The organism is Haloarcula sp. Atlit-120R (genome assembly GCF_003665885.1).
In the GTDB taxonomy this organism is placed as follows: domain Archaea; phylum Halobacteriota; class Halobacteria; order Halobacteriales; family Haloarculaceae; genus Haloarcula; species Haloarcula taiwanensis.
In genome coordinates, this window is the sequence record NZ_QPLN01000002.1 from 404,627 (window position 1) to 430,273 (window position 25,647).

General features: G+C 65.2%; 31 protein-coding genes. 18 read left to right on the forward strand and 13 right to left on the reverse strand.

The genetic code is table 11. The annotated features are described in order from the left end of the window. Window positions 1–25 precede the first annotated feature (25 nt). Together DVK01_RS09310 and DVK01_RS09315 are read right to left on the reverse strand one after the other, a co-directional pair. Window positions 26–538 (reverse strand): gamma carbonic anhydrase family protein, encoded by a 513-nt coding sequence (locus DVK01_RS09310; RefSeq protein WP_121536447.1) that lies wholly within the window; start codon window positions 536–538, stop codon window positions 26–28. Window positions 539–648: 110 nt separating this feature from the next. Beyond that, window positions 649–1,080: a universal stress protein gene (locus tag DVK01_RS09315; RefSeq protein ID WP_101349393.1), complete on the reverse strand. Its 432-nt coding sequence runs from the start codon at window positions 1,078–1,080 to the stop codon at window positions 649–651. Window positions 1,081–1,262: 182 nt separating this feature from the next. On the opposite strand from DVK01_RS09315, the gene DVK01_RS09320 reads away from it, so the two are divergent. From DVK01_RS09320 to DVK01_RS09340, 5 genes are all read left to right on the forward strand, one after another. After that, window positions 1,263–1,829 carry an HTH domain-containing protein gene (locus DVK01_RS09320; RefSeq protein ID WP_101349394.1) on the forward strand — a complete coding sequence of 189 codons (567 nt, stop codon included), beginning with the start codon at window positions 1,263–1,265 and terminating at the stop codon, window positions 1,827–1,829. Between the two features lie 58 nt (window positions 1,830–1,887). Then, complete coding sequence (thrS, locus tag DVK01_RS09325) at window positions 1,888–3,816, forward strand: threonine--tRNA ligase (RefSeq protein WP_101349395.1); 1,929 nt, start codon at window positions 1,888–1,890, stop codon at window positions 3,814–3,816. Window positions 3,817–3,911: 95 nt separating this feature from the next. Next, window positions 3,912–4,952: a hypothetical protein gene (locus DVK01_RS09330; protein WP_101349396.1), complete on the forward strand. Its 1,041-nt coding sequence runs from the start codon at window positions 3,912–3,914 to the stop codon at window positions 4,950–4,952. Window positions 4,953–5,001: 49 nt separating this feature from the next. Next, entirely contained in the window at window positions 5,002–5,904 is a 903-nt protein-coding gene (locus DVK01_RS09335; protein ID WP_121536449.1) for a diacylglycerol kinase family protein, read from the forward strand. Between the two features lie 87 nt (window positions 5,905–5,991). Next, window positions 5,992–6,798 carry an SLC13 family permease gene (locus DVK01_RS09340; protein ID WP_121536451.1) on the forward strand — a complete coding sequence of 269 codons (807 nt, stop codon included), beginning with the start codon at window positions 5,992–5,994 and terminating at the stop codon, window positions 6,796–6,798. Window positions 6,799–6,815: 17 nt separating this feature from the next. Here DVK01_RS09340 and DVK01_RS09345 read toward each other — a convergent pair whose 3' ends face one another. After that, entirely contained in the window at window positions 6,816–7,658 is an 843-nt protein-coding gene (locus tag DVK01_RS09345) for a PspA/IM30 family protein (RefSeq protein ID WP_101349399.1), read from the reverse strand. Between the two features lie 60 nt (window positions 7,659–7,718). Here DVK01_RS09345 and DVK01_RS09350 point away from each other — a divergent pair, with 60 nt between their 5' ends. The 6 genes from DVK01_RS09350 (at window position 7,719) to DVK01_RS09375 (ending at window position 11,775) form a co-directional block, all read left to right on the forward strand. Further along, window positions 7,719–8,312, forward strand: a complete 594-nt coding sequence (locus DVK01_RS09350; protein ID WP_121511108.1) for an alpha/beta hydrolase — start codon at window positions 7,719–7,721, stop codon at window positions 8,310–8,312. Window positions 8,313–8,394: 82 nt separating this feature from the next. After that, window positions 8,395–8,568: a hypothetical protein gene (locus tag DVK01_RS22185; RefSeq protein WP_198560216.1), complete on the forward strand. Its 174-nt coding sequence runs from the start codon at window positions 8,395–8,397 to the stop codon at window positions 8,566–8,568. A 48-nt stretch (window positions 8,569–8,616) separates the two neighbouring features. Beyond that, window positions 8,617–8,808, forward strand: a complete 192-nt coding sequence (locus DVK01_RS09360; protein WP_101349402.1) for a hypothetical protein — start codon at window positions 8,617–8,619, stop codon at window positions 8,806–8,808. Between the two features lie 77 nt (window positions 8,809–8,885). After that, complete coding sequence (locus tag DVK01_RS09365; protein ID WP_101349403.1) at window positions 8,886–10,547, forward strand: CTP synthase; 1,662 nt, start codon at window positions 8,886–8,888, stop codon at window positions 10,545–10,547. Next, window positions 10,547–11,464, forward strand: a complete 918-nt coding sequence (gene guaA, locus DVK01_RS09370) for a glutamine-hydrolyzing GMP synthase (RefSeq protein WP_101349404.1) — start codon at window positions 10,547–10,549, stop codon at window positions 11,462–11,464. The genes DVK01_RS09365 and guaA overlap by 1 nt, the downstream gene beginning before the upstream one ends. Further along, window positions 11,461–11,775 (forward strand): NAD-binding protein, encoded by a 315-nt coding sequence (locus DVK01_RS09375; protein WP_121536453.1) that lies wholly within the window; start codon window positions 11,461–11,463, stop codon window positions 11,773–11,775. The genes guaA and DVK01_RS09375 overlap by 4 nt, the downstream gene beginning before the upstream one ends. Here the strand turns inward: DVK01_RS09375 and DVK01_RS09380 are convergent, their stop codons facing one another. From DVK01_RS09380 to DVK01_RS09400, 5 genes are all read right to left on the reverse strand, one after another. Further along, window positions 11,776–12,450, reverse strand: a complete 675-nt coding sequence (locus tag DVK01_RS09380) for an MBL fold metallo-hydrolase (RefSeq protein WP_101349406.1) — start codon at window positions 12,448–12,450, stop codon at window positions 11,776–11,778. It lies immediately after the preceding gene. Window positions 12,451–12,489: 39 nt separating this feature from the next. Next, the gene (locus DVK01_RS09385) at window positions 12,490–13,599 is read right to left on the reverse strand and encodes a glutamate-cysteine ligase family protein (protein ID WP_233562758.1); all 1,110 of its coding nucleotides are present in this window, start codon (window positions 13,597–13,599) and stop codon (window positions 12,490–12,492) included. A 213-nt stretch (window positions 13,600–13,812) separates the two neighbouring features. Beyond that, window positions 13,813–14,637 carry an aldo/keto reductase gene (locus DVK01_RS09390; protein ID WP_121536455.1) on the reverse strand — a complete coding sequence of 275 codons (825 nt, stop codon included), beginning with the start codon at window positions 14,635–14,637 and terminating at the stop codon, window positions 13,813–13,815. 83 nt (window positions 14,638–14,720) lie between these two features. Beyond that, window positions 14,721–15,689: a hypothetical protein gene (locus tag DVK01_RS09395; protein ID WP_121536457.1), complete on the reverse strand. Its 969-nt coding sequence runs from the start codon at window positions 15,687–15,689 to the stop codon at window positions 14,721–14,723. A gap of 205 nt (window positions 15,690–15,894) precedes the next feature. Beyond that, window positions 15,895–16,869: a molybdopterin-binding protein gene (locus DVK01_RS09400; RefSeq protein WP_101349409.1), complete on the reverse strand. Its 975-nt coding sequence runs from the start codon at window positions 16,867–16,869 to the stop codon at window positions 15,895–15,897. A gap of 112 nt (window positions 16,870–16,981) precedes the next feature. Here DVK01_RS09400 and DVK01_RS22190 point away from each other — a divergent pair, with 112 nt between their 5' ends. The 3 genes from DVK01_RS22190 to DVK01_RS09410 all read left to right on the forward strand — a co-directional run bounded on the left by DVK01_RS22190 (window position 16,982) and on the right by DVK01_RS09410 (window position 19,376). After that, window positions 16,982–17,146: a hypothetical protein gene (locus tag DVK01_RS22190; protein WP_198560217.1), complete on the forward strand. Its 165-nt coding sequence runs from the start codon at window positions 16,982–16,984 to the stop codon at window positions 17,144–17,146. A gap of 127 nt (window positions 17,147–17,273) precedes the next feature. Further along, window positions 17,274–17,594 carry a hypothetical protein gene (locus DVK01_RS09405; RefSeq protein ID WP_101349410.1) on the forward strand — a complete coding sequence of 107 codons (321 nt, stop codon included), beginning with the start codon at window positions 17,274–17,276 and terminating at the stop codon, window positions 17,592–17,594. 42 nt (window positions 17,595–17,636) lie between these two features. Continuing rightward, the gene (locus DVK01_RS09410; protein WP_121536459.1) at window positions 17,637–19,376 is read left to right on the forward strand and encodes a histidine kinase N-terminal 7TM domain-containing protein; all 1,740 of its coding nucleotides are present in this window, start codon (window positions 17,637–17,639) and stop codon (window positions 19,374–19,376) included. Window positions 19,377–19,385: 9 nt separating this feature from the next. Here DVK01_RS09410 and DVK01_RS09415 read toward each other — a convergent pair whose 3' ends face one another. From DVK01_RS09415 to DVK01_RS09425, 3 genes are all read right to left on the reverse strand, one after another. Further along, complete coding sequence (locus tag DVK01_RS09415) at window positions 19,386–20,084, reverse strand: SDR family NAD(P)-dependent oxidoreductase (protein WP_101349412.1); 699 nt, start codon at window positions 20,082–20,084, stop codon at window positions 19,386–19,388. A gap of 70 nt (window positions 20,085–20,154) precedes the next feature. Continuing rightward, window positions 20,155–20,718, reverse strand: coding sequence for an NUDIX domain-containing protein (locus tag DVK01_RS09420; RefSeq protein WP_053966195.1), 564 nt, complete (start codon window positions 20,716–20,718; stop codon window positions 20,155–20,157). Between the two features lie 47 nt (window positions 20,719–20,765). Next, window positions 20,766–21,401, reverse strand: a complete 636-nt coding sequence (locus DVK01_RS09425) for a helix-turn-helix domain-containing protein (protein WP_121536839.1) — start codon at window positions 21,399–21,401, stop codon at window positions 20,766–20,768. A gap of 192 nt (window positions 21,402–21,593) precedes the next feature. Here DVK01_RS09425 and DVK01_RS09430 point away from each other — a divergent pair, with 192 nt between their 5' ends. The 4 genes from DVK01_RS09430 (at window position 21,594) to DVK01_RS09445 (ending at window position 24,207) form a co-directional block, all read left to right on the forward strand. Then, window positions 21,594–22,013 carry an SRPBCC family protein gene (locus DVK01_RS09430; RefSeq protein ID WP_232794520.1) on the forward strand — a complete coding sequence of 140 codons (420 nt, stop codon included), beginning with the start codon at window positions 21,594–21,596 and terminating at the stop codon, window positions 22,011–22,013. A 101-nt stretch (window positions 22,014–22,114) separates the two neighbouring features. Continuing rightward, a complete protein-coding gene (locus tag DVK01_RS09435) occupies window positions 22,115–22,420 on the forward strand; it encodes a CGCGG family rSAM-modified RiPP protein (RefSeq protein WP_101349415.1) in 306 nt (101 codons plus the stop codon). Next, window positions 22,421–23,494, forward strand: a complete 1,074-nt coding sequence (locus DVK01_RS09440) for a radical SAM protein (protein ID WP_121536461.1) — start codon at window positions 22,421–22,423, stop codon at window positions 23,492–23,494. A gap of 65 nt (window positions 23,495–23,559) precedes the next feature. Then, window positions 23,560–24,207, forward strand: a complete 648-nt coding sequence (locus DVK01_RS09445; RefSeq protein ID WP_121536463.1) for a helix-turn-helix domain-containing protein — start codon at window positions 23,560–23,562, stop codon at window positions 24,205–24,207. A gap of 18 nt (window positions 24,208–24,225) precedes the next feature. On the opposite strand, the gene DVK01_RS09450 is transcribed toward DVK01_RS09445, so the two are convergent. After that, entirely contained in the window at window positions 24,226–25,386 is a 1,161-nt protein-coding gene (locus tag DVK01_RS09450) for a hypothetical protein (protein WP_121511100.1), read from the reverse strand. Window position 25,387: 1 nt separating this feature from the next. Beyond that, complete coding sequence (locus tag DVK01_RS09455; protein WP_121511099.1) at window positions 25,388–25,621, reverse strand: DUF2249 domain-containing protein; 234 nt, start codon at window positions 25,619–25,621, stop codon at window positions 25,388–25,390. Window positions 25,622–25,647: the final 26 nt, after the last annotated feature.

Here is a 25,647-nt window from a genome sequence, read left to right on the forward strand (position 1 = left end):
TGACCCGTCGTTGTCCGACGGGGCGTTACTCGAAGAGGTCCTCGTGGCGGGCGGCGAGGTTGGCGTAATCGCCGGAGCTGAACGCCTCGAACACTTCGTTGGGGTCGATGGTGGTCTCGGACAGCGGTGTCACTGTGGCCGGGCTCCCGCGAACAAAGGACTCTGCTGGAACCTCGTAGCCCGGCGGAACGACCGTTCCCATCGCGACGATAGAGCCCTTCCCGATGGTGGCGTCGCTAACCGTCGAATTGAATCCGACGAGCGCCCCGTCCTTGACCGCTGCATCGTTGAGAACGGCCCCGTGGCCGACCATCACCTTCTCCCCGACGGTCGAGGCGTGGACAATGGCTCCGTCACCGATGGCCGATTCGCGGCCCACTTCGACGGGGGCCACGTCGCCGCGCAACACGACGCCGGGCCAGACGTTCGCGTTCGGGCCGACGGTGACATCTCCCACCAGCGTCGCCTCGCGGCTGACGTGGGCGTATCCGTGGATATCTGGCGTGGCTCCTTCGAAGGCGTACTCTCGGCTGTCCATACTGCTACCATCGTGTCGGCCACTCGAAAAGATACCGGTCAGAACGGGGCGCACCGGTCGTATAGCCGCTGTCGAGCGCGTCCGTACCGCAACCGCCAGCCGCACCTGAGCTATTCGATGTGGACGACGAGGACGGGGACGGGCGCGCTCTCGACGACGCGCTCGGTAACGCTCCCGAGATTGGCGACCCGGTCTCGCCCGGTTCGACCGTGGGTCCCCATTACGATGAGGTCGATGTCCTCCTCTTCGGCGTAGTTGGTGATTGTCTTGTGAGGAATCCCTTCCGCCATGGTCGTGACGACCTCGACGCCGGCCTCCTCGCCGCCGACCACGATGTCGTCGAGCGCGACCTCGCCCTCTTCCTCCAGCGACTGACGCACCTCGTCCTGATTGGCCTTGTCGGCCGCGACGTACAGCCGTCTGTCCACGACGTACAGCCCATGGAGGGTCGCGTCGTTGTCGCGCGCGATGGAGGTGGCGTGTGCGAGCGTTTCAGCCGTTCCCGAACTCCCGTCTGTGGCTACGAGCACCGAATCGTACATATCCGGCTTCTCATGCGAACTGTGCCCACATAGTACTCCCTATCACACTGATACGAGCCGTGACTGTCCAACCGACGGTGAAACCGTTTGATTCAGCTTCCGTCGTTCAGTGTATAACCGTTCTAACCATTATTTGTCAACAGGAATACTTTTGCCGGTTGCTGTCCATTCATTTCTATACGATGCAGGGGAGCACGCAGCCAGACGGTACACGGGCAGAACTGTACGTTCGTTCACTACTGCCCGACGGGCACACGCAGCAACAGGCTGCGGTAATTGACCGGCTCCAGGGGCTGTCGGACGACGGTGTTCTGTCAGATATCACTGTTCAGGTCATTGGACGGCAGATACCGTCCACGCCAGCGGAGGCGCGGACCGAACTCGGGCTGTTCGCACTCAACCGAGTTAGCGTCTTTCAGGAGTGGGCAAAACGCAACGAATGTTCACTCGAACCCGCGTTTCAGGTGCGCTCGGTAGACGCTGAAATATCGGGGGAGCAGTACCGGGCGCTCGTGTTTCCAGTCCAACTATTAGCCGAGTACGTCGGATCGAAACTCAGGTGCGTAACGCCGCACACGGCCGACGGGGAGACCGTCACTGTAACGGACCGGCTCACAATGCTCGAAGGCGAGGAAGAACTGACGCTCTCACCGCTCGAACGGGCAAGCGCGGCACGGCCACCAGCCCAGTCTGAGCTGCCAGCGGCCGACACTGCCGACGAGGATTCGGACCCGCCGTTACCAGAGTAACGCCAGCATCGCCCGCGTCTCAATACACTTATCCCCGGCCGCCGTCGTATCCTCGGATATGAGTACGGTCACGGTCACGCTGCCCGACGGGACTCCCTTAGAGGTCGAGCGAGGCAGCACGGTCGAGGATGTCGCCTACGAAATCGGGCCAGGGCTAGGTGACGACACGGTCGCCGGCGTCGTCGATGGCGACCTTGTCGACAAACACGCGCCGCTGACAGACGATGTCAGGCTCGAAATCGTCACCGAGAGCAGTGACGAGTACCTCGACGTGCTTCGTCACTCGGCCGCTCACGTCTTCGCGCAGGCCCTGCAGCGCCTCCACCCTGACGCGAAGCTCACAATCGGGCCGTGGACCGACAACGGGTTCTACTACGATATCACCGGCGTCGACATCGACGAAGACGATCTTGAAGCCATCGAGGCCGAAGCCGAGGAGATCATCGAGGAGGACCTCGACATCGAGCGCGAACTCGTCGACCGCGACGAGGCCTTCGAACGCTACGAGGACAACCCGTTCAAGCAGGACATCCTCGAAACCGAGGCCGCGGACGACGAGGAAGTCTCGTTCTACACGCAGGGCGAGTTCGAAGACCTCTGTCAGGGCCCCCACGTCGAATCGACCGGTGAAATCGGCGGTTTCGCCCTGCTGGAAATCTCGGCGGCCTTCTGGCGCGGCGAGGAGGACAACGAGACGCTGACCCGCGTGTACGGAACCGCCTTCCCGACAGAGGACGCGCTCGACGAGTTCCTCGAACAACGCCGCAAGGCCGAGGAACGGGATCACCGCAAGATCGGCCAGGAGATGGACCTGTTCTCCATCGACGAGACGACCGGGCCGGGCCTGCCGCTGTACGAGCCAAACGGCAAGAAAATCCTCAACGAACTCTCCGAGTACGTCGCCGGGCTGAACCGCGACGCGGGCTACGACGAGGTCGAGACGCCCCACGTCTTCCGCACCGAGCTGTGGAAGAAGTCGGGCCACTACGAGAACTACGTCGACGACATGTTCCTGCTCGACGTCAACGACGAGGAGTACGGCCTGAAGCCGATGAACTGCCCGGGCCACGCCACCATCTTCGAGCAGAACTCCTGGAGCTACCGCGACCTGCCGGTGCGGTACTTCGAGGACGGGAAGGTGTACCGCAAGGAGCAACGCGGCGAACTCTCCGGGCTCTCCCGGACGTGGGCGTTCACCATCGACGACGGCCACCTGTTCGTCCGCCCGGACCAGATCGAGGAGGAGGTGCTGGCGACGGTCGACATCATCCTCGACACGCTTGACACGTTCAACCTCGACTACACCGTCCAGTTCGCCACCCGGCCGGAGAAGTCCGTCGGCGGCGACGAAATCTGGGAGAAAGCCGAGTCCCAGCTGGAGTCGGTCCTCGACGAGCAGGACATCGACTACGTCGTCGAAGAAGGCGACGGGGCCTTCTACGGCCCGAAGATCGACTTCGCCTTCGAGGACGCGCTCGGACGGCACTGGGACGGCCCGACCGTCCAGCTGGATTTCAACATGCCCGAGCGGTTCGACCTCTCCTACACCGGCGAGGACAACGAGGAGCACCGCCCGGTGATGATTCACCGCGCGCTGTATGGCTCCTACGAGCGGTTCTTCATGGTGCTGACCGAACACTACAACGGGAAGTTCCCGCCGTGGCTCGCCCCCGAGCAGATCCGCCTGCTGCCGGTCAGTGACGACAACATCGCCTACTGCGAGGAGATTCAGGACGAACTTGAGGACTTCCGTGTCACCATCGAGGACCGCTCCTGGACCGTCGGCAAGAAGATACAGCAGGCCCACGACGACCGCGTCCCGTATATGTGCGTCATCGGCGACAACGAGGAGGAAGCCGGGACCATCTCGGTCAGGGACCGCAAGGAACGCGAAGAGAAAGACATCGACATCGCCGCGTTCCGCGACCACCTCGAAACCGAAGTCGAGCAACAGCGGACCGCCGTGACGTTCCTCGCCGGCCGATAGCTGCTGTTTGTTCGGCCGATTCTCGCTGCCGCTGTATTGGCACTCCGGAATGCGCCGGGCGCGCCCTTTTATCCCCAGCGGGCGAGCCGACCTGTATGACCACCGACAGCGGGGAGTCGAGCGACACCATGCGGGAGCGCGCCGCGGGCGACACCCGACTCCTCTGGCTCCTCCTCGATGCGGACCGCTGGCTCGTCACCGCCCTCCTCTCGGGCGTTCTGTTCTGTGGCATTCTCGCGGTCGGCCTCCTCCACCCCACGCCGGCCCTAGCGCTGCTGACCCGCGGCGACCCGGTGGAAACGCTGTTCCAGGCGCTGATTACGGGGACGATAACCGCAGTTACGCTGGTCCTGACGCTGAGCCAGCTCGTCCTGTCACAGGAACTCGGCGCGGCCGGCGACCAGCGCGAGCGGATGGACGGGGCGATGCAGTTCCGCGCGGACGTGGCCGACGCCGTCGACGCTCAGGTCAGTCCCGCGGAGCCCTCGGCGTTCCTCCGGTCGCTGGTCCGCGGGACCGCCGAGCGGGCCGAAACAGCCCGGGACGCCGTCGACGACACCGCGCTCGACGACGACCTGACGGCGCTGCTGTCGACGTATCTGGAGGACGTGACGAGCAACGCCGACAGGGTCACCGACCAGCTCGAAGGCGGGACCTTCGGGGAGTTCGACGTCATCAAGGCCGCCCTGAACTACAACTACTCCTGGAAACTGTACGTCGGCCGGCGCATCAGGGAGACCTACGCCGAGGAACTCACCGACGACATCGACGACTCGCTGGCGGAACTCGTCGAGACGCTCGAACTGTTCGGCCCGGCCCGGGAGCACTTCAAGACGCTGTACTTCCAGTGGGAGCTGTCGAACCTCTCCCGGACGCTGCTGTACGTCGCGGTTCCGGCGCTCACCGTCGCGGTCACGTCGCTGCTGTTCCTCGATACGCAGGACTTCGTCGGCCTCACGGCCGGCGTGCCCGACGTGCTGTGGCTCGTCGCCGTGGCGACGACGGCGGCGGTCCTGCCCTTCACCGTCCTGCTGTCGTACATCCTCCGCATCGTCACGATAACCAAGCGGACCCTCGCTATCGGCCCGTTCATCCTCCGGGAGACTGACCGGAGCGCCGACGTCGACTGGGACTGACGGCGACACATCACCACGGTATAAGTGCCGCTCCGGACTCGGTAGTAGTATGCAGATTGGCTCGCGCCGGTGTATCCTCAACCCCGTCAGCGGCGACGGCGAGCACGCCGACTACGTTCCGCGGCTGCTGGAAGCACGCGGGTTCGAGGTGTACGAGACGGCGGCTCCGGGCGACGCCGTCGCGTTCGGCCGCGAGGCGGGCCGGGCCGAGGCTTCCGAGGTCGCCGTCTGTGGCGGCGACGGGACGGTAAACGAGGTCGTCCGCGGCCTCGACGACGCCGGCCACCTCTCGGACGTGACGCTGAGCGTCGTCCCGGCCGGGACCGCGAACCTTCTGGCCGGGAACGTCGGCATCAGGGACATCGAACACGGCGTCGAAATCGCCGACACCGGAACGAAGCGGACCGTGGACGTGGGCGTCGCTGGCGGCGAGCCGTTCCTCGTCTCCTGTATCGCGGGCCTCCCAGCCGACGCCAGCGTTTCGACCCCGGGCGACCTCAAAGAACGGTTCGGCACGCTGGCGTTTCTGCTCACCGGCGCACAGGAGGCGCTGCGTTTCGACGGGCTCGACATCACTATCGCGGCTGTCGGCAAAGACGGGCCGTTCACCTGGTCCGGCGAGGCCACGTGCCTGCTGGTGGGCAACGCCCGCAAGTTCGTCGCCGAAGGCGGGCAGGCCGACATGGAAGACGGCCTGCTCGACGTGGCTATCGTCGAACAGATGCCGACGGGGAATCTCGTCGCGGAGGCTATCGGCCAGCGACTACTGGCACTTGATACCGACGGTGTAACCCACGTCCGAGCGGACGAGATCACCGTCGACGGACACGGTGAGACACTCACCTTCAGCCGCGACGGCGAACTCAGCACCCACGAGACGCTGTCGCTGTCGGTGCGCACGCAGTCGCTCACGCTCCGCGTAGGACCGGGATACGAGCCGAACCCGGAGTGACGGCTTGGACCGACGGTCAGCGGTTCCGCGCCCGAAACCCCGGCGGCGTCCCGGACGCCTTTGTCACCGTCCGTCGAGAGAGGTGGTATGGCCCCGCTCTCGACGGGCGCGCTCGTGGTATTCGCGCTCGTCGCCGCCGCGCTGGCGCTGTTCGTCACCGAATGGCTCCCGCCGGACATGACCGCCGTCGCCGTCCTCGTCGCCCTGGTCGTGCTGGAACCGTACACCGGCGTCCCGGCACGGACAGCCATCGACGGGTTCGCCAGCCCGGCGGTGGTCACTATCGTCGCGATGTACATCCTCAGCGCCGGCGTCGAATCGGCTGGCGTCGTCGACTGGCTGGCCGGGCGACTCGCGGCGCTGGACCTGCTTCCCATCTACATCGCCGCGCTGGGCGGCGTCGTCGCCACGGTGGCGACGGGCACGCTGAGCGCGTCGCAGGCCTACGACGCGGTGAGCTGGAACGTCGTGTTCCTGCTTGCCGGCCTGCTCCCGCTGGGGCAGGCGATGCAGGCCACAGGCGGGGCCGCGTTCGTCGGCGCGCTCCTCGTCGACGCCGCCGGGGTCCTTCCGCCGCTTGCGCTGCTGGCGCTGGTGTACCTCCTCACGGCCGTCCTCGCCAGCGTTATTACTCCGCCCGCAACCGTCGTGCTGATGATTCCGATTGCCGTCGCCACCGCCGCCGAGATCGGCGTTTCCGGGTTCCCGTTTCTCGTTGTCGTCACGTTCGCGGTCGCGACGGCCTTCCTGACTCCCATTGGATACCAGACGAACCTGATGGTCTATGGTCCCGGCGGCTACCGCTTCACCGACTTCGCACGCGTCGGCGGACCGCTCCAGCTGCTTCTGTGTGCCGTGACGACGCTCTCGGTGTCGGTTGTCTGGCCGCTGTAAAGTTCCGGGCCGCCGCGTTACTGCTCGTCCTCTTTCAGCTCGTCAAGCTCCGACTCGACCTCGCTCTCGTCGACGTCGACCTGCGTACTCTCGTCGGCGAGTTCCTGCTCCAGTTCGGCCTCGGAGACGTCCGCGTCGGTCGACCCGCTATCGCCGTCCTCGGCTTTCCCCATCTCGGCTTTCAGCGTGTCGAGTTCGGCGTCGACTGAGCCTTTCTGTCGGACTTCCTCAAGCTCCCGCTCCAGCGAACTCTCATCCGATATCTGACTTTCGAGGACGCCGTCCTCGCGGAGTTCGTCCATCGCCTGCGAGCGGGCTTCCATGTCCTCGGTGCGTTCCTCCGCACGCTCGATAGCCTGATTGATGTCCTGCATCTCGTCGCCCGCGCCGGTCATTGCCTCGTTGACGCGCGCCGACGCCTTGGCGGCCTCGTGGCGGGCCTTCATCGTCTCCTTCTTTGTGCGGAACTGCTCGATCTGTTTCTGGAGCTCGTCTTTCTGCTCGACCAGCTGGTCCTGTTGGTTCTGCAAGTCCTGTATCTGGCCTTCCAGATCCTCTATCTGGCTCATTTTCTGCTTTTTCTTTTCCAGCGCCTGACGAGCGAGGTCTTCACGGTCCTGCTCGACGGCTTGACGCGCCTGTTCGTTGTGCTTCTCGACGTTTTCTTCGAGGCGGCGCTTCTGGATCTCCAGTCGCTTCTTCTGGGTCGTCAGGTCCGCGATGCCCTGTTTGACATCCTGCAGTTCGTCACGCAACTGCTCGTAGCTGTAATCGAGGGTCTCTGTCGGGTCCTCCGCTCGGTTCAGGACGGCGTTGAGTTTCGAGCGGATGACGTACGACGCGCGCGAGAGGATTCCCATGTATGCGCATTGGTCTCTCCAACCTTAAATTTCTTACAGAGGGCTGGCGAGTGAACACGTATGACTACCGTCGGGATTCCGGGCGGGCGAGACGTCACCGCGACGCTCGACCGACCCGGGTCGGACGCTATCGTCGTTGCGTGCCCGCCCCATCCACAGTACGGCGGTAAGCGGTCGGACACGCGCCTGAACGCGGTCAGCGACGCACTGGCCCCCGATGTCGGCTGTCTCCGCTTCGACTACGGCGCGTGGGACGAGGGCCGCGGCGAACGGGTCGACGCCGAGAACGCCCTTGCATGGGCCGGCGAACGAGCAGACGCCGTCGGCCTGTTTGGCTACAGTTTCGGCGCAGCTGTGGCGCTCTGTGCGGCCGCCGAACTCGATAGCGAGTCCGAGCCGTCGGTCTTCTCCGTCCTCGCCCCGCCGGCCGGACTGACCGCCCATCTCGATGCTGTCGCCGCGCTCGACGCTATCGACTGCCCGGTCCAGGTCGTGGTCGGCGAGCGCGACGACACTGTGGACTGGGAGCCGGTCGTCGACCGGGCCACCGAACTGGGACAGGCCGTCGAGCGTCTGCCGGCCGATCACCACTTCGTCGGCCAGAGCGGTCGTGTCGGTGAGACTGTTGGGCCGTTTCTCCGTGGCCATCTGTAGCCGGTGTCGAATCCGACTGCCGGGACCCGAGACTACCGGACAGTATCGAAAGACAGAGGCACTGTGGGTCCGAGTCCCGACCATGAACCGCCCGCTCGCGTTCGCTGCCGTGTCGTTTGTTGCCACGCTGGTGACGCTGTTAGTACTGATGCAGACGGCACTCGTCGCAGGCGGCCCGCTCCGGGCGCTCGTGCTCGCCTCGGCTGGTGCCATCGGGACCTACGTCGCTATCAGGTCCGGCGTGCTCAAGTCCTGACTCTCGGCCGAAGGTACATTTATACTATATACTGATAAATAGTGATGTATGTCAACGCGAACCAGGGAAGCGGCGTCTCACTCGACACGGCACGGCATCGTCTCGCTTCTGGGTGGGTTCGTCGCTGGCTATCTGTTGTTTATCGCCATCGGCTCAAGTCCCAGTGATGCGGTGTTTTCGGCGCTGTCACTCGCCGCGCTCGTGGCCGCGTGGCGTGTTCTCACGCTGCCCTCACTGTAGCCGCGTTGACACTGCGACGGGGTGGCGAACAGTGCGCGCTCCGAAACCGTTTAGACTACGCGGGGTTCACCGTCGGTATGCCGACCGAACCCGAAACGGACTACGACCCGGAACTGGGTCGGAAGTTCATCTTTGTCACCGGTGGCGTGATGTCTGGCCTGGGGAAAGGCATCACCGCCGCCAGCACAGGCCGATTACTCAAAAACGCCGGGTTCGACGTTACAGCGGTCAAAATTGACCCGTATCTGAACGTCGACGCCGGTACGATGAACCCGTTCCAGCACGGCGAGGTGTACGTGCTGAAAGACGGCGGGGAGGTCGACCTCGATCTGGGGAACTACGAGCGGTTCCTCGACATCGACATGACCTTCGACCACAACGTCACGACGGGCAAGACCTACCAGCACGTCATCGAGAAAGAGCGCGCCGGCGACTACCTCGGTCGCACGGTCCAGATTATCCCGCACATCACCGACGACATCAAACGCCGCATCCGCGAGGCCGCCGAGGGCAACGACGTCTGTATCATCGAGGTCGGTGGCACTGTCGGCGACATCGAGGGGATGCCCTATCTCGAAGCACTCCGGCAGTTCGCCCACGAGGAAGACGAGGACGACATTCTCTTTACCCACGTCACGCTCGTCCCCTACTCGAAGAACGGCGAACAGAAGACCAAGCCGACCCAGCACTCTGTGAAGGAACTGCGCTCTATCGGCCTTCAGCCGGACATCCTCGTCGGTCGCTGTTCGGACAAACTCGACATCGACACGAAAGAGAAAATCGCACTGTTCTGTGACGTGCCGACCGAGGCGGTGTTCTCGAACCCGGATGTCGACGACATCTATCACGTCCCGCTGATGGTCGAAGAAGAAGGTCTCGACCAGTACGTGATGGAGGAACTCGACATCGCGTCGGAGGCCCTGCCCGAGGACGAGCGGGAGAACCGCTGGCGCGACCTCGTCACGCAGCAGACCGAAGGCGAGGTCGAGGTCGCCCTCGTCGGCAAGTACGACCTCGAAGACGCCTACATGTCCGTCCACGAGGCGCTGAAACACGCTGGGTTGGAGAAGAACGTCGACGTGAACGTCCGGTGGGTCAACTCCGAGAAGATGAGCGACCACCACGCGGACCGGATGCGCGAGGCCGACGCCATCGTCGTCCCCGGCGGGTTCGGCGCGCGCGGGACCGAGGGGAAGATCGAGGCGATCCGCTACGCCCGCGAGAACGGCGTTCCCTTCCTCGGGCTGTGTCTCGGCTTCCAGATGGCTGTCGTCGAGTATGCCCGCAACGTCCTCGACCTGGCGGGCGCTCACTCCGCTGAACTCGACGAGGACACGCCACACCCGGTCATCGACATCCTGCCCGAACAGTACGAGATCGAGGACATGGGCGGGACGATGCGGCTGGGTGCTCACGAAACCGAAATCGACGCGAATACGCTCGCCGCGACGCTGTACGGCGGCGAGTCCTGTACCGAACGGCACCGCCACCGCTACGAGGTCAACCCCGAGTACATCGACGACCTCGAAGCCGCCGGGCTGAAGTTCTCCGGCCGCGCCGGGAACCGTATGGAGATACTCGAACTCGGACCCGAAGACCACCCGTACTTCATCGGGACGCAGTTCCATCCGGAGTTCCGCTCCCGGCCGACGCGTGCTAGCCCGCCCTTCGTCGGACTGCTCGAAGCCGTGCTCGGTGAGGACCCACACGCTGCGACGACCGAGGAGGTGAGCCACTGATGGTGAACGTTGACGAGTTCATCGAAGAGGCCAAAGCCGAAATCGCCGAGGAAATCGGCGACAAACACGCCGTCATCGGACTCTCCGGTGGCGTCGACTCCTCGACCGCCGCCGCGCTGGCCTACGAGGCCATCGGCGACCAGCTCACCGCCGTCTACGTCGACACCGGGCTGATGCGGAAAGGCGAGACCGACGAGATCCGCGAGACGTTCGACTACATGGACTCGCTGCGGGTCGTCGAGGCCCAGGACCGCTTCCTTGAGGAACTCGAAGGCGAGACCGACCCCGAGGAGAAACGCCACATCATCGGCGAGCAGTTCATCCGGGAGTTCGAGACGGTCGCCCGCGAGGTCGACGCCGACTACCTCGTCCAGGGGACCATCTACCCCGACCGCATCGAGAGCGAGGGCACGATAAAGAGCCACCACAACGTCGGCGGCCTGCCCGAGCGCATCGACTTCGAGGGCATCGTCGAGCCGATGCGGGACCTCTACAAGGACGAGGTGCGGGAAGTGGCCCGCGCGCTCGACCTCGAAGAGATAATCTCCGAGCGGATGCCGTTCCCCGGTCCCGGACTCGCGGTGCGTATCATCGGCGAGGTCACCGAGGAAAAACTGGAGGTGGCCCGCGAGGCTAACCACGTCGTCGAGGAGGAACTGGAGGAGTACGAGCCCTGGCAGGCCCTGGCCGCCGTCATCGGCAAGGCCACCGGCGTCAAGGGCGACAACCGCGTCCACGGCTGGGTCGTCGCTGTCCGCTCGGTCGAGAGCCGTGACGGCATGACCGCCCGGGCGCAGGAACTCGACTGGGACACGCTCCAGCGCATCCAGTCGCGCATCACGGGGGCCCACGAGAACGTCGCCCGCGTCGTCTACGACGTGACCCACAAACCGCCGGCGACCATCGAGTACGAATGAATGTCGTTCTCGTCGGCACGGACCCCAACGGCCTCACAGACGCCCTCGACGCCGAGGGCCACACCGTGACAGTCGCCGACGTCGGCAACCGGCCGGGCCTGGAGGAGGCCGGCGTCCACGAGGCGGACGTGTACCTGCTGACGGAGATGTCCCAGGCCACCTCAATCGCCGTCGCCAAGGACCTCAACCCCGACCTGCGGGTCGTCGTCTACGCCGAGGGCTCCTTGCCGGACTTCGCCAGCCGGCAGACCGACCTCGTCGTCGACCCGGACCTGCTCGGTCCCGACGCGGTCGCCGAGGAACTGGACTGATTACAGCGTCACCGCCAGCCGGTCGAGCCGCTCCGAGCCGCTTTTTTTGAAGGGAACTCCGTGGCCCGCGACCGCGACCTCGAAGGCGGGCGACCGGTCCGCGAAGTCGCTGATACTCCGGGCGACGGCGTCGGTGTCGTAGCTCACCAGCCACGGCGAGGGTTCGAAGCGGCCGCCGTCCTCCCGGACGAGGTCACCCAGCAGTCCCAGCGACAGCGACTCACTGACGTAGCAGACGTGGCCCGGCGTGTGGCCGGGCGTCTCGTAGACGGTGAAACTGCCGACGGTGTCGCCGTCGGCGAGGGGGACCACGTCGTTGGTCGGCGCGTCCAGAAACGGCGAGACGAGCCGCTGGAACGCGCCCTTGTGATTGCCCAGCGGCGGGGATTGCTCGCCGGTGACCAGCGGGGCGTCCCGTTCGCCGACGTAGATGGTCGCGTCGATGCCGTCGAAGGCCGCCAGTCCGCCGACGTGGTCGAAATCGAAGTGGGTCAGGAGAATGCGGTCCAGATCCCGGAGCTCGTAGCCGGCGTCGCTCAGGCCAGCGATGAGTTCGTTTCCGTGCCAGGGCAGCCCCGTATCCACGAGCGTGAGCGTTCCGCCGTCGTCAACGAGCGTCGCGTTGACGCCCGTGAGATCGTACCACCAGCTATCGTCGGCGAGCGCCGTTACCATACCGCGGCGTTGGTGTGGCGGTTCCTAAACTGTCCCGTCTCAGTCGAGTGCGACCGGCGCGGCCTGTCGGACGTCGTCCTGGAGCCGGTCGGCGTGTTCCAGGCGAATCTCGCGGGCCTCGCCTTCCGTGACCGGTTCCGCCCTGTCGAAGGTCGGCGAGACCGGGTCGTAAGCGTCCACGTCGAAGCCCATCCGGTCGAGGTACGCCGCCACGTCGGCGCTGACCCCGTCCCGGATAGCGTCGTTGGCGTAGTCGAGGACGGCGTCGAACTCCGGAAGCACGATTTCTTCGTCGGTCACCCCGCCCGTCGCCCCGCCGATTCGCACCTTGGTGCCCCTGAGGTGGTCCATCAGGGACGCCACGTCGTCGGCCAGCCGCAGGACCCGGCTCGGGAGCGCGGCGTCCGGCGACCGCCACTCGACGGTGCCGAACTCGTCCCGGAGCTGGACCGGCGTCCAGATGGCACTCTCGGGGTCGAAGTTGGCCGCGACGGTCCGACGGTCGATACCGGCGTCGATGGCCGCGGTCACGAAGTCGTCGTAGCGCCGTTCGAGCCGGCGGTCCCACTCCTCGGCGTCTTCGAGGTACGACCACAGCCACCCCTGGTGTGGCACCGAGTTGTACGCCATCCAGCGGTACAGTTTCGAGCGGGCGCTGTCGGCCAGCCGCCGGCCGCGGAAGTACGGCGACGACGAGACGAGCGCCAGCGCGGGGTCGACGGCGATGAGCGCGTTCAGCTGGTCGATGGCCCGCCCCGGCTGCTGTTCGACGTGGATGTGCGTGCCGGCACAGTGGCGCACGTACTCGAAGTCGTCGCCGACGACGCGGTTCTGAATCCGGGTCCGGTCGCTCGGTAGCTCCGATATCTCGTCGGCGTTGACCGGGGTCGAGAGCGGGACGAGGCGCTTCCCGAGGTCGTCGGCCCGCCGCAACACGTCCCCGAGCCGGTCGAGGAGTTCCTCGTGCAGTTCTGTGGCTGTCTCACACGGCGTCGTCTTGACTTCAAGCAGCGGCTCGACGAACTCCCGCTCTGCCCCCGGAGTTGCGTCGACGAGCGCCCCCGGCTCGACCAGCCGGCCCGCCTCGTCGACGACCCAGTACTCCACTTCGACGCTCCGTCGTATCGGTTCGGATTCGTGTACTGACACAGTGACCTCGCTGTGGGTTCGGCGGTGTGTTCCCCCGCTGTAGTTCAGTGGTAACACACCACACGAAAACTGCGGCCAGACGGGTTATGATAGTTACGCGATTAGTAATATTTGCCCCCACGAGCGGCAACGATTATCCGAATAGCTGCCGGCAAACCGAACAGACATATCACAATCGGGCGAACACCCGTCATTACTGGTTCGGCATGGCGCTCAGAGCGGCAACTGCGACCGGACGAACTGCATACCGGTCTTGACCTTCGACGGGTCCCGAATCCGCTCTCTCTCCGCGTCGGTGAGTTCGAAATCGAACACCGCGAGGTTCGCTTCGAGATGGTCGCGGCTGGATGCCTTTGGAATTGCGGCCACGCCGTCCTGCTGGAGGAGCCACCGGAGCGCGACCTGTGCCGGGGACTTGCCGTAGCGGTTCCCTATCTGAACGAGCGCGGGGTCGTCGAGGACGCCGCCGCGGGCCAGCGGGCTGTAGGCGGTCAGGAGCACGTCGTGGATGCGGCAGTAGTCGAGCAGCTTGCGCTGGTCCCAGTAGGGGTGGTACTGCACCTGGTCGGTCAGGACGGGGGCCGTGGAGATGTCTCGGGCCTCGTCAAGCAGCGACGGCGAGAAGTTGCTGACGCCGATGTGGCGGACCAGCCCCTCCTCGACGAGGTCGTTCATCGCGCCGAGCGTCTCCGACAGCGGGGCCATCCACGGGGTGTTCGGCCAGTGGATGAGCAGGAGATCGAGGTAGTCTGTCCCGAGTTTGTTCAGGCTCTCCCGCGTCGACCGGCGGACGCTTCGCTCGTCGCGGTTGGACCCGTCGAGCTTCGTCGTCAGAAACACGTCTTCGCGGTCGACCGCGGCGGCCTCTATCCCCAGTCCGACCTGCCGCTCGTTGCCATACGCCTGTGCGGTGTCGATGTGGCGATAGCCCATCTCCAGAGCCGTTTCGACGGTTTCACGGCAGGACTGGCCGGTGAGCTGCCACGTCCCGAGGCCGAGTGCGGGGACCGACGTTCCCTGGACCTGAATGTCGTCCATGCACGGTGTTGGAGGGGACCGGTGAAAAGTCAGTGGCTCCGGCGCACCGCGGTCTCGAACCGGCCTGCGCTACTGTACCGTCGCTATTGCTCTAGGATAGTCCCGCCCGAACCGACCGCAATGTCGGTGCCGCCGCGGACGACGGCCTTCAGGTTCTCGCCGGCGGGGGTCTCCTCCTGGGTCCAGTCACCGCCGCCGAAACCGTACACCTTGCCGCCGCCGCCGACGGTGTAGCCGGCGCTGTCGTCGTCGGTGACCTCGATGTCGCGCAGGCCGGCGTCGCCCGTGTCGGTCGGCGTCCACTCGGAGCCGTTCCAGTGGAATATCATGCCGCCGCCGCCGCCGGATATCCACACGTCGTCCGGGCCGTCGGAGTCGACGCCGTAGAAGTTGACGTTGGCGTCGGCCAGCCCTATCTTGTCCCACGTCGAGCCGTCGTCGGTGACGAAGACGCTCTTGTTGCCGTCGACGATGTGGCCCGAGCGGACGCCGTGGAAGTCAACGGCGTTGATGGCCGACCCGGAGCCGGGCGTGGTGTAGTCCCACGTCTCGCTCGCGCCGTTCTCGAAGCTGAAGTACATCTTGCCGGAATCGCCGGCGACGTAGACGTTCGCCTCGCCGGCCGCCCCGGTCACGGACACGTCGTTGAAGTTGTTGGTGACGTCCATCGGGGCGCTGTGGTCGGTGAGCACGCCCGACTCCACGTCGTACTCGCCGATAGCGCCCGAGGCCCCGACGAACCAGAGGGCCTTCCCGTCGTCGGTCACGTCGGCCCCGTAGAGGCTATTTCCGTTGCCAGTCGGGCCGCCGCCGATGACCTTCTGCCAGCCCTTGCTGGTCCGTTCGAGGACGATGCCGCCACCCGCCACCGCGTACGCACCGGCCGCGGTGTATTCGACGTCGTGGAGGGTGTTCCCGGTCGGGGACTCGACGGACTCCCAGGGGCCGGCCGCCGCAACCGTCCCGGAGAGGGCCGCCCCGCCGAGTGCGGCTGCAGCTGTCGTGCCGATACCCTTGAGTACGCCGCGTCGTGTCGCGTTGCGATCGGACATGACACCCGGTCCTGTGGACTGTCTCCACTTCAATGGGGGGCGCAGTTAACGACCTTTCACAGCGATTTAAACGTTTAAACGGCCGATATTCGAGGGAATAGCCCGTCGGACATAGAAAATTGGCGGCCCGAACCGAACCGATAAAATATCAGGTTAAGTCGCGTAAACGGACACAAGACTGATACCGCGAATCCATCCCGTCGCCTCAGGACAGGTCGGCGACGAGAGACGGGGCTTCCGCCGCGATGATCTCGTCGATGGCGACACGGGCCGCCGCCGGGTCCGCGGGCAGACAAAACACCGGCGTTTCGTCAGCGATACCTGCCGTCGCACGGATGGAGATGACACCGGCCCCCTGTTGCTCGAAGAGCAGTGCTCGGTACACCTCTTCAAATCCCGGGAGGGCCTTCTCGAACAGCGGGTGGACTGCTTCGAGGGTCTGCTCCGACCGCGCGACGCCGAGACCGCCCGCCGTGACGACGACCTCCACGTCGTCGCGGCCGACCAGCCTGTCGATGGTCCCCTGGATACCGTCATAGTTCCCTCGCAGTCGCTCACGGGCTGTAACCGTCTGTCCGGTGGATTCGAGGGCCGCTTCCACCGCCTCGCCCGTCGGGTCGCCTTCTTCGGTCGCCGTCCCGACCGTGACGACAGCGGTGGTCACCGACTGTTCCTGTGACGTGTCGTCTTGGCTTCCTGTCTGTGCTGTCGGCGTATCCGTTGTCTGAACCGCCGCTTCCTCTGGTGTATCTGCCGATTGGGTCGCTGCCTGTGCCTCGCCGTGGCGTTCCCTCTGTGCGTCCTCGTCAGGGCTCTGTGTCGTTGCAGCAGTCACTTCACCGTCCTGCGTTTCGGCCGCTGACTGGTTGTCCGAACTTTGGGCTGTCGCCTCGTCGATTTGTTCCGCCACAGAACTGTCGGCTTCGGCCGCCGTGGTGGGTTCGTCGCGGTTCTCAGCGGTATCATCCACTGCAGCAGTCGCTGTGCTGTCGGATTCTCCTGTCGCTATGTCATCGTTTCCCGACTCTGTGTCGGCCGCTTCGGTGGGTTCCGAAGCGGTGGCCTCGGTGTCAGTATCGACGGCCGCGGATTCCTCGTCGTCCCCTGTCTCACCCTCTGCTGTCTCGTCGTCCCCGTCAGTCGGACCGCGGCGTGTGTCACGGGACTGGAAATCCACCATACTCGTTCAACGGTCGGGGTGAATAAATACCCTGACGACCGTTTGTGTGCTTACTATTGATATAATATTTGAAACCGATAGCCTTAAAATATAGTAAGAAGGACAAAAATGTATGGCTGGGAGATACCACGTCGTCTGCCATGAGTGTGCGTTCGAGGGACTGTACGAAGAGTCGTCGGTCGCGGAGGGGCAGCGGGACGCACACGCTTCTGCCAGCGGGCACCGGATGAGTCTGGGTGACATCTCGAGCCGGGAAACGCCCGGGCTGTCACAGTAGCGGGACCGTTAGCGTTTTGCGCACGCTTGCCTGATTCTGACCTATGCAGCGACGTTGTTCCGTCGGTATTACTGGAGGGTGTCCATCGTGACGCACCGTTCGAGCGGGCGCGACGGGGTGGATGTCGATGGCTGACGACGAGTCCGGCTACGTCCACCGTCCCGACACGGAGCCACAGTCCACAGACCGCTCTCGCACAGACGGTGAGACAGGCACGGACCCCACCGACGGTCCCGAGTTCGGGACGAGCGGCTGGATTCTCGTCGGGATGATCGGCGTGGCGTTCCTCCTCGTTCCCGGCGCAATTTTGCTTTTGCCGTCCGCACAGGGCGTCATCAGTAGCTTCGGCCTCACACTCAGAGACGCCTATCTCACGCTCCCGCTCGTGCCGGCGTTCGTCCTCGGTGCGCTCGCGGTGTGGTCCGCAGTTCGCTCGCAGTCTGAGTGACCGAGAATAATTATATCAGGGACGCCTTTGCTAAGCTACTGAATGGTCCTGTCGCCGCTTACTGTCGTTTTATTGTCGGGTGTCGTCGGCATGGGCGTCGCCTTTCTCGTGTGGCTCCACCGGGACCGGCCGGGTGCAGGACCGCTGGCAGTGTTCGTCGTTGCGGCGAGCCTCTGGGCCGTTACGTACGGTATCGAGCTTGCTGTGCCGGGGCTGGCAACCATGGAGCGACTCGTCCAGGTGCAGCTGACGCTCTCGGTAATCATCCCCGTCGCGTGGCTCGTGACGGTTATCGAGTACACGGGACATCCACACTGGCTCACCCAGCGCCGAACAGCGCTGTTGCTTATCGAACCGGCGGTGTTTGTCACGCTCGTGTGGTCGAATCACGCACACGAACTCATCTGGTCCGGTCGCGGGACGCAGTACGTCTCGGCGTCGTCGGTGACGCTCGTGCCCGCGTACGAAGTCGTGTACTGGGGCCACATGTCCTACATACTGCTGTTGATCCTCGCCGGCGGTGTCCTCCTGTTACGAATGCTGTTCCGGTCGAATCAGGTATTCCAGGGCCAGGGGCTCGCACTGCTGCTCGCCATCGCCGTCCCGACGGTCGTCCAGACGCTGTTTGTGCTCGGTGTGCTGCCGACCGCCTTCGACCCGACGAGTCTCGGGTACGTTGCATCGGGAGCCGTCCTCTCGGTCGCTATCCTCCGCGGGCAACTGCTCGACGTGGCACCGGTGACCCGAGAACTGGGGCGAGAAGCTATCTTCACCGAAATGGACGATATGGTCATCATTGTCGACGACGAGCGCCGCATCGTCGACATCAACGCGGCCGCCACGGCGTTGCTTGACGGTGACCAGACCGCGGTTCTGGGCCGCTCGCTCTCTCAGACATCACCGACACTCGCCGAGACGGTCCCCGGCCCTGGCGAGCAAACACAGACCGAGATGGCTCTCGACCGTGGCGGGAGTGTGCGGTACTACGACGTGCGCGTGATACCGCTGTACCGCGCGTACGGCGTTGTTTCGGGCCATCTCATCAGCCTCCGGGATATCACAGACCGCCGACAGCGCGAACAGCGGCTGGACGTGCTCAACCGCCTGCTCCGACACGACATCCGAAACGAGATGAACGTCGTCAAGGGGAACGCGGACCTGCTCAGGGATACAGCCGACACCGACGAGCGCGAGCGACTCGACCGCATTATCAGCACAGTTGACGACATCGTCGACCGAAGCAACAAAATCGGGCGAGTCACCGAGGCGTTAGAGACCGAACAGCACAGCCCGACAGCGCTTCGCCAACTACTGGAATCGGTCGTCAGCGATGCCCGGGACCGCCACCCTGACGTGGCGATCACGCTCACCTGCGAGGATGATATCTGGATTCGGGGTGGTCCGTCGGTCCTCATCGCGCTGGAGGAGCTAGTCGAGAACGCTGTCGAACATCAAGCAGCCGATGCGGACCGAGTTACGGTCGAGATTACGGCGACGCGGGCCGGTGGAACGCCGGGCGCGCGTGTGGCCGTTCACGACAACGGTCCCGGTATCACCGACCACGAGCGCGAGGTCATCCGTTCGGGGACCGAAACGCCGCTCAAGCACGGCTCCGGCGTCGGACTGTGGCTCGTCAACTGGATCGTCCGGAACCTTGGCGGTCAGATGTCGTTCCCCGATACGGACGAATCGGGAACGACCGTAGAGCTGCAACTGCCAACGGCTGAGCCCGCCCACGCGACGGACGACCCAGTGGCGGCCCACAGCGAGAACGCTGACTGACCGTAGCCGCTACCACTCGATTTCGGCCTTGTCGCGCCAGAAGCGTCCGCTTGGTGCGTCGGGTCGGAAGCGGGCGAGCCAGACCGGCGTCTCGGCCCCCTTCTCCGGCGTCCGCGGGGCGCTACCCTCGGTCATGTCCGTCTGGACGTAGCCCGGACACACCGAGTTGGCGACCAGCCCGTCGGCCGCGTACTCGCCGTCGAGGTACTTTGTCAGTCCGTTGACGCCCGTCTTCGAGATTCGGTAGGCCGGCGTGCCACCCGACTGGCTCTCGGTAATGGCTCCCAGCCCGGACGACATGGTGACGACGCGGCCGCCCTCCTCGGCCAGCAACAGCGGAAGGGCGTATTTCGTCATGAGGACTGCCCCCCGGAGGTTCGTATCGAGGGTGTGGTCGATGATGTCGGTCGGCATCTCGTCCAGCGGGTCACGTGAGTCCATCACGCCGGCGTTGTTGACCAGCACGTCGAGGTGACCCTGTTCGCGCTCGATGCGGTCGACGGCGGCGACCATCCCCTCGTCGTCGGTCACGTCGAGTTCGACGGCGTGGCGGTCCGTGGCCTCGATGTCGTCAGTATCGCGTGCGCCGGCGTACACAGTCGCGCCGAGGTCGACCAGCCCGTCAGCGATTGCCTTTCCGATGCCCCGCGTCGCTCCGGTAACGAGGGCGACCTGCCCGTCGAGGGAGTCATAGAGCGGAACGTCCATACCCGAGGTTGGGCGGCCGAGCCGAAAAGAAGGGGGGTCGTGGCGAGGCCGCCGCGGCGTCGGGGCCGACCTACCGTTCCTCGTCCCGGCGCATCGCAATCTCGAACCAGGGACAGAGGCGCAGTTGCCGGTAGTACTCGGGGTGCTCGCGTAGTCGCTCGTAGGGAACCCACATGAGACCGTCGACCTCCTCGGGGTTCGGTTCCAGCGACGTGTCGTGGAGTGTGGCCTGTAGGACCGCACAGACCTCCCATTCGAGGCCGGCGTTCTCATAGTAGCGCTTGTACTCGAACCGGTCGGTCACGCGGAGGTCTCCGTACTGCGAGGGGTCGATACCCAGTTCCTCTTCAAGCCGCTCCTCGGTGGCTTCGACCTGCGTCTGGCCCTGGACGGGGTGAGAGGCGACGGTGCCGTCCCAGTGGGTGTCCCAGAGGCGTTTGTTGGCGGCGCGCTGTGCGAGCAGGATTCGGTCGTCCTCGTCGAACAGCAGGGCGGTGAACGCGCGGTGGCGAACCCCGTCGCCGGTGTGGGCGTCGAGCCGATTGACCAGCCCCTCCTCGTTGTCGTCGGCGTCCACCGCGACGACCTCTTGTCGAGCGTTTTCGTGCGTCTCGTCGACCGCGTCGGAACTCATATGTCGTACCTCTCACAGAGGCGCGTATTACGCCCTTCGACTTCCCGTCACCGCGCCGGGTGGTCCGACACGAACTGCTTGAGTATCTGCTCTTCCGCTCGATGGAGCGTTTCACTGCAGGTCGACTTCGCGATACCGACTCGGTCCGCAAGCTCTGTTAGCGAGCACTCCCGCGGCGTGTCGTAGTAGCCCGCCTCGATGGCCTCCTCGACCAGTTCGAACTGGCTCTCGGTGAGCACCTGTTCGGTTTCGAGGTGTTGCCGGATGCGGTCGACGCTGAAGGAGATACCGAACTCCTCCAGCTGCTCGCCGAGTTCGGAGAGCCGCTCCTGTGGCGCGGAGATGTCCCAGACGGCCTCCCCATCCGAGAGCGTAAACGGCATCTCCAGCGGGACGCCCGACCCCTGGACCGGGAACAGCAGGAGCGGCATCGACGTCTCGAACTGCACCAATGCGCTGTCGTCGCGGTGGGAGAGGATTTCGAGCGTGGTGACCGACTCCTGGCCCTCGATGTCGCGGAGCACCGCCGGGAGGTCGTCGGCTGTGATCTCCGCCAGTCCGACGCCGGAGTCCTCGCCGGGGAGCGCCGAGAGGATTCGGAACGTCGCATCGTTGTACGTGCGCGACACGTCGCCGATCCAGATTTCGTCCGGAATCGTGAGTGTGAGTTCAGCGTGTGGCATTGGTGTATCCGAATATATTCGCCCAACCTCTGCGGCCGTAATCCCGAACATGTTCGTCTACCCATGGCTCGGACAAGAACCTTGGGGGACCTGTCGTGTGCTCTCGGCGCGAGCGTCGGGCATGCAAGACCGACGGGCCGAACATCTACGGGTATGGCGAACGCTTATTTCGCCGGCCACTGGCCGTCTGGTATGGAGCGCGTCTCGCTGACTCGGACAATCCCGGCCGATCCGGAAACAGTCACTGATCTGATAACCGACGTGGAGCCGTTCATGATCGCGGCAGGATTCGACGAGGTGACGCTGGACGGGGACGACCTCGGCATCACGAACCGCGTCGGTCTCTTCGAAATCGAACTGGACCTCGAAATCGTCGAGACTGACGCAGTGCTGCGGTACGAGCAGCGTCAGGGCATCTTCGAGTCGATGATGACGGAGTACACGGTCGAAACCGTCGATGAGGGGACCGAGGTGACGGCGATGACGGAGTACAGCGCCCTCGACCTCCCCGTGCTCGGCGAGATGCTCGACTCGACCGTCATCTCCCGACAGCGCACGAAGGAACTCAACAGGCAGTTCGACTGGCTCGTCGAACAAGTATCATCGCGGTAAACACGAGTGTGACTGTTCGAGTGACCGCCTATCTGTTCTCTATTAATATCCCGAACATATTCGGGAAAGGACCGAGGGACACCCGCCGGTAACGGGTACCTATGAGCCACTCCCACGAGGACCTGCCGCCGGTTACGACCGAGGTCCACGACAACTCTTGGTCGGCGAACCTAGAGACGCCCGCACACGCCGATGACCTCGACGCCGTCGTCGAGCAGGCCGTCGACGCCGTCGAGATGACGACGGCTGGGAACCACGTCAATCTGGTGAGCCACGCCGATCACGGCCATCCCGAGACGTACCTATTCGACGCGCTTGAGGCGGCCTTCGGCGACAGCGTCTCAGTGGAGTACGTCCAGCAGTGTGGCTGTGGGGGCCACGTCACCCGCGTCCACCGGGAGGCATAGATGCACGGGAACCTCGACCTCGACCAGCAGCCGCTGGTGCTGATCTGGGAGGTGACGCAGGCCTGCGAACTGGCGTGCAAGCACTGTCGGGCCGATGCCCAGCCGCGCCGCCACCCCGACGAACTCTCGACGGCGGAGGGGAAGGCGCTGCTTGACCAGGCCCGCGAGTTCGGCGAGGGCCAGCTGGTCGTCCTCTCGGGCGGGGACCCGCTGACCCGCGAGGACCTCCCGGAACTCGTCGCCTACGGGACCGAGCAGGGCCTCCGGATGACGATGACCCCGAGCGGGACGACCTCGCTGACGCGGGACCGGCTGGCCGAACTCGACGACGCCGGGCTCCGGCGGCTGGCGCTGTCTATCGACGGCGGCGACAGCGACGCCCACGACGCCTTCCGGGGCGAGTCCGGGAGCTTCGAGGCGACGATGGAGGCCGCCGAGGCGGCCCGTGACCTCGACATACCGCTGCAGATAAACACCACCGTCTGCGCGGAGACGGTCGAGCAACTGCCGGCGATACGGGACCTCGTCGCGGACCTCGACGCGGTGCTGTGGTCGGTGTTCTTCCTCGTCCCGGTCGGCCGCGGGCGGGTACTGACGCCGATTCCCCCCGAGCGAGCCGAGCGCGTGCTGGAGTGGCTCCGCGAGGTCAGCGACGAGGCGTCGTTCGGCCTCAAGACGACCGAAGCGCCCCACTATCGGCGCGTCGCGATGCAGAATCAGGACGAGGGTGCTGCCGGGCTCAAACGGCGGATGGGTATCCGCGCTGGCAAGGGGTTCGCCTTCGTGAGCCACACCGGCGAGGTGTATCCGTCCGGATTCTTGCCTGAGTCGGCCGGCAACGTTCGAGAGGAAAGCGTCGTCGACATCTACCGGGAGTCGTCGCTGTTCCAGCAACTCAGAGACGACGACGCGCTGACGGGCAAGTGCGGCGCCTGCCGGTACCGGTCGGTCTGTGGCGGCAGCCGGTCGCGGGCCTACGCGACGACGGGGGACCCGCTGGCGGCGGACCCGCTGTGTGACTACCAGCCCGAGGGGTTCGACGGGACGGTTCCCGACCAGCACCCGGCAGATTGAGGGGATTTTTCACTCCGTGGGAACGCGCCTCGCCCGTTTTGTAACACGGTGTCACAGTATTCGGTATGAGCGACTCCGGCATCAGAGTGGAGCTATCGGTCGATGCCCCGGGGGCCTGTCCGGTGGCGAGCGTCTCGGACGAGGCGGGCGCGGCCGTGACCGATGTTGCCCGAAGCAGCCCAGATGCAGACGGGCAGGTCATCGAAGAGTTCACCGCGACGGGCACTGACGGAGGGGAAATCGAGACACGGGAAGGCATGGACAAGGTGTTCTCGACGGGCACCGGCGCCCGCTACCAGTTCTCTCGGTCCCGAACCGAGTGCGTCTGTGAAGCGGTCGAAACGTATGACTGTCCGGTGGCAGATATCCGCGCCGAGGGCGGACAGCTCCACCTGACATTTCACGCTCCCGATGTCGATCGGGTGCGCGCCATCGTGACGCGGCTGAAAGAACTGTACGACGGCGTCTCGCTCCGGTCGATGCGTCGAAACGGTGACGTGGACCCGGCGGACTCGATACTGGTCGACCGGAGCAAGCTCACCGACCGGCAACAGGAAGTGCTCGAAACGGCCGTCGAGATGGGGTACTTCGAATACCCCAAAGGGGCCAACGCCGGCGACGTGGCGACGGAACTGGATATCTCCGTTTCGACGTTCGCGGAACACCTCGCCGCCGCCCAGACGAAACTGCTTGACAGCATCATCACGGAATAGGTCTCTGGTGGGTCGCCACTACTGCCAGCGGCGAGCGAACGCTGCTACCAGGAGATACGTATAGAGGAGCGCGCCGAGACCGCCAGCCGCTGTGCCGACTGGTCTCATCCAGCCGATACGGCCGACAAGACCGAGTAGCTGTATGCCGAGTCCGCTCCCAAGCAGTGCAATCGACAGCAGTGCCGTCCGGTCATCTGCACAGGGCCAGACGCCGACTGCCGGCGGGTAGAACTGGAACGCTGCCCCGACCACAGTGAGTCCGAGAAAGCCCGCCAGCATCGCCCGATAGTGCGCGGTGACCAGCGCCGGGCTCCGACCGGTTACGGCGACAGTCAACCCGAGTCCGATACCGACGACTCCGGCCACGACCGCCAACAGGACCGCGTAGAACCCCACGCGGCGGCGCTCCGACCGCAGAAAGAGGGCCAGATACGACAGCGCGAACCCAGCGACTGCGACGGCCTCGACGACGCCACCAATGAGGAGGAGCGTGCGGTCGAACAGCCCGAATCCGAGCAGCGCGGGACCGACGGCACCGGCCGCGACGACGACGGCGACGACCGGGCGCGGCACTGCCGCGACCAGAAACCGGGGGAACAGCCGGAAGCCGACGCCGAAGACGAACAGCGCGGCCGTCCCCGCGGCCAGCAGGTGCGACAGTTGCTGGGGGTGGACCGACCCGAAGCCGGCGGTCGTGGCGAGCGCGCTCCCCGCGGCGAGCGCGAGGTAGCCGAGCGCAATCGGGACCGCGACGTTGGCGGTTCGGTCGACCGGCTCCCGGTGGGCGTTCGCGCCGCCGGTCCCCGTCGCGGTGCCGGTGACGTTTCCGGCAATCGTCCACCCAAGCGTCCCGAGAAAGACCCCGACGCCGCCGACCCAGAGAAGGGTTCCCACTGGTCGGAGCCACGACGGGCCAAGCGGCGCGAGCGCCAGCCCTGTTGTGCCGAGGACGGACAGCGGGAACTGGACGGCTGGCCCCAGTTCCCACGCGAGGTCCCGTTCGAAGTACGGCGGCACGAGCGCGTAGGCCTTCCCGAACAGGACGTGCAGGACGAACCCGTAGAGACCGAGCGTGACGACGACTCGCCGGGGGGCGGCGACCGCCATCGCGGCGTGAAAGCCGACGAAAAACAGCGCGCTGGTGGCGACGAACCACCGCGAGGCGCGCTCGGTCCGCATCTCAGTCCGGCCGTATCGTGATGTGCCACTTCTCGTCGGCGACCTGCTCCGCGGCGTACTGATACCCCTTCTTCGTGAGAACGTCGTACAGCGGCACCGGCTCGAAGCTGTTCACCAGCCGGAGCGCCTCGTCCTCGCTGACCGAGTCGAGCGCGTCCATGATGTGCTCGAACGGTTCCCCGTCGATGTCTCGAACGTCGAGTTCGCGGACCGCGTCCTGCTGATCTGTGCTCATACGTCCGATGATGGTCCACGCCAGTC

Excerpts from the sequence above, each read along its gene's own strand:
- DVK01_RS09310 (WP_121536447.1), bottom strand. The coding sequence starts at position 538 with ATGGACAGCCGAGAGTACGCCTTCGAAGGAGCCACGCCAGATATCCAC.
- DVK01_RS09315 (WP_101349393.1), bottom strand. The coding sequence starts at position 1,080 with ATGTACGATTCGGTGCTCGTAGCCACAGACGGGAGTTCGGGAACGGCT.
- DVK01_RS09320 (WP_101349394.1), top strand. The coding sequence starts at position 1,263 with ATGCAGGGGAGCACGCAGCCAGACGGTACACGGGCAGAACTGTACGTT.
- thrS (WP_101349395.1), top strand. The coding sequence starts at position 1,888 with ATGAGTACGGTCACGGTCACGCTGCCCGACGGGACTCCCTTAGAGGTC.
- DVK01_RS09330 (WP_101349396.1), top strand. The coding sequence starts at position 3,912 with ATGACCACCGACAGCGGGGAGTCGAGCGACACCATGCGGGAGCGCGCC.
- DVK01_RS09335 (WP_121536449.1), top strand. The coding sequence starts at position 5,002 with ATGCAGATTGGCTCGCGCCGGTGTATCCTCAACCCCGTCAGCGGCGAC.
- DVK01_RS09340 (WP_121536451.1), top strand. The coding sequence starts at position 5,992 with ATGGCCCCGCTCTCGACGGGCGCGCTCGTGGTATTCGCGCTCGTCGCC.
- DVK01_RS09345 (WP_101349399.1), bottom strand. The coding sequence starts at position 7,658 with ATGGGAATCCTCTCGCGCGCGTCGTACGTCATCCGCTCGAAACTCAAC.
- DVK01_RS09350 (WP_121511108.1), top strand. The coding sequence starts at position 7,719 with ATGACTACCGTCGGGATTCCGGGCGGGCGAGACGTCACCGCGACGCTC.
- DVK01_RS22185 (WP_198560216.1), top strand. The coding sequence starts at position 8,395 with ATGAACCGCCCGCTCGCGTTCGCTGCCGTGTCGTTTGTTGCCACGCTG.
- DVK01_RS09360 (WP_101349402.1), top strand. The coding sequence starts at position 8,617 with ATGTCAACGCGAACCAGGGAAGCGGCGTCTCACTCGACACGGCACGGC.
- DVK01_RS09365 (WP_101349403.1), top strand. The coding sequence starts at position 8,886 with ATGCCGACCGAACCCGAAACGGACTACGACCCGGAACTGGGTCGGAAG.
- guaA (WP_101349404.1), top strand. The coding sequence starts at position 10,547 with ATGGTGAACGTTGACGAGTTCATCGAAGAGGCCAAAGCCGAAATCGCC.
- DVK01_RS09375 (WP_121536453.1), top strand. The coding sequence starts at position 11,461 with ATGAATGTCGTTCTCGTCGGCACGGACCCCAACGGCCTCACAGACGCC.
- DVK01_RS09380 (WP_101349406.1), bottom strand. The coding sequence starts at position 12,450 with ATGGTAACGGCGCTCGCCGACGATAGCTGGTGGTACGATCTCACGGGC.
- DVK01_RS09390 (WP_121536455.1), bottom strand. The coding sequence starts at position 14,637 with ATGGACGACATTCAGGTCCAGGGAACGTCGGTCCCCGCACTCGGCCTC.
- DVK01_RS09395 (WP_121536457.1), bottom strand. The coding sequence starts at position 15,689 with ATGTCCGATCGCAACGCGACACGACGCGGCGTACTCAAGGGTATCGGC.
- DVK01_RS09400 (WP_101349409.1), bottom strand. The coding sequence starts at position 16,869 with ATGGTGGATTTCCAGTCCCGTGACACACGCCGCGGTCCGACTGACGGG.
- DVK01_RS22190 (WP_198560217.1), top strand. The coding sequence starts at position 16,982 with ATGGCTGGGAGATACCACGTCGTCTGCCATGAGTGTGCGTTCGAGGGA.
- DVK01_RS09405 (WP_101349410.1), top strand. The coding sequence starts at position 17,274 with ATGGCTGACGACGAGTCCGGCTACGTCCACCGTCCCGACACGGAGCCA.
- DVK01_RS09410 (WP_121536459.1), top strand. The coding sequence starts at position 17,637 with ATGGTCCTGTCGCCGCTTACTGTCGTTTTATTGTCGGGTGTCGTCGGC.
- DVK01_RS09415 (WP_101349412.1), bottom strand. The coding sequence starts at position 20,084 with ATGGACGTTCCGCTCTATGACTCCCTCGACGGGCAGGTCGCCCTCGTT.
- DVK01_RS09420 (WP_053966195.1), bottom strand. The coding sequence starts at position 20,718 with ATGAGTTCCGACGCGGTCGACGAGACGCACGAAAACGCTCGACAAGAG.
- DVK01_RS09425 (WP_121536839.1), bottom strand. The coding sequence starts at position 21,401 with ATGCCACACGCTGAACTCACACTCACGATTCCGGACGAAATCTGGATC.
- DVK01_RS09430 (WP_232794520.1), top strand. The coding sequence starts at position 21,594 with ATGGAGCGCGTCTCGCTGACTCGGACAATCCCGGCCGATCCGGAAACA.
- DVK01_RS09435 (WP_101349415.1), top strand. The coding sequence starts at position 22,115 with ATGAGCCACTCCCACGAGGACCTGCCGCCGGTTACGACCGAGGTCCAC.
- DVK01_RS09440 (WP_121536461.1), top strand. The coding sequence starts at position 22,421 with ATGCACGGGAACCTCGACCTCGACCAGCAGCCGCTGGTGCTGATCTGG.
- DVK01_RS09445 (WP_121536463.1), top strand. The coding sequence starts at position 23,560 with ATGAGCGACTCCGGCATCAGAGTGGAGCTATCGGTCGATGCCCCGGGG.
- DVK01_RS09450 (WP_121511100.1), bottom strand. The coding sequence starts at position 25,386 with ATGCGGACCGAGCGCGCCTCGCGGTGGTTCGTCGCCACCAGCGCGCTG.
- DVK01_RS09455 (WP_121511099.1), bottom strand. The coding sequence starts at position 25,621 with ATGAGCACAGATCAGCAGGACGCGGTCCGCGAACTCGACGTTCGAGAC.